The organism is Carboxylicivirga taeanensis, from assembly GCF_051851475.1.
Taxonomy (GTDB): domain Bacteria; phylum Bacteroidota; class Bacteroidia; order Bacteroidales; family Marinilabiliaceae; genus Carboxylicivirga; species Carboxylicivirga taeanensis.
The window spans coordinates 1-648 of record NZ_JBPUSJ010000118.1; the positions used below are offsets into that span (position 1 = coordinate 1).

General features: G+C 46.9%; 1 protein-coding gene. It reads right to left on the minus strand.

All coding sequences use genetic code 11. The annotated features are described in order from the left end of the window. Window positions 1–648: hypothetical protein (locus ACSX1H_RS19500; protein ID WP_439185935.1), on the minus strand; the 648-nt coding region annotated here is incomplete at both ends.

Sequence of the window (648 nt, forward strand, 5' to 3'; positions counted from 1 at the left end):
TCCGTGCCAATCACAACTCCTCCGGCATTGGTCCACGTATAGCTGATCATGTCAGCCGGATTACCCAGCAGTGAGATGTCCTCACCTAAACATACGTCTCCTTCATTAGCAGGTAATGCTTCTCGGTTCGTATGAATAACTACATTATGATTAAGAGAAGATACACAAGTTCCCTCGGTGACTGTTAAGGTATAAATTCCTTCGTAAGTCGCTTTATCGGCATTGGTAATTGTCAGCACCGCTGTATTTTGTGTAGATCCATCAGGCAATAACCATGAATAGCTGGCACCGGTTGAGCCGCCTCCACCTGTAAGGGTAACATCCTCACCATCACACCACTCACTGCTTGTTTCAGTAGCCTGTCCATTAATGATTGGCACTGGTAGAGCCTGAATAGTCACTGTTACTGTAGTCTCTTGGCTGCTGCAACCATTGGAGTCGATCACAGTAACACCATAAACGCCGGCATCAGTCGCACTGGCCGGATCAATGGTGATGGTAGCCTGATTACCACCGTAAGGGTTTCCATCTTTTGTCCATACATATGTATTGAAAACACCTGTACCTCCAGCAGCATTGGCAGCGATAACTAATTCGCCTCCATCACAAACCGGTGCATTAAAAGTAGGGGCCGCTGTTGGGTTTTCA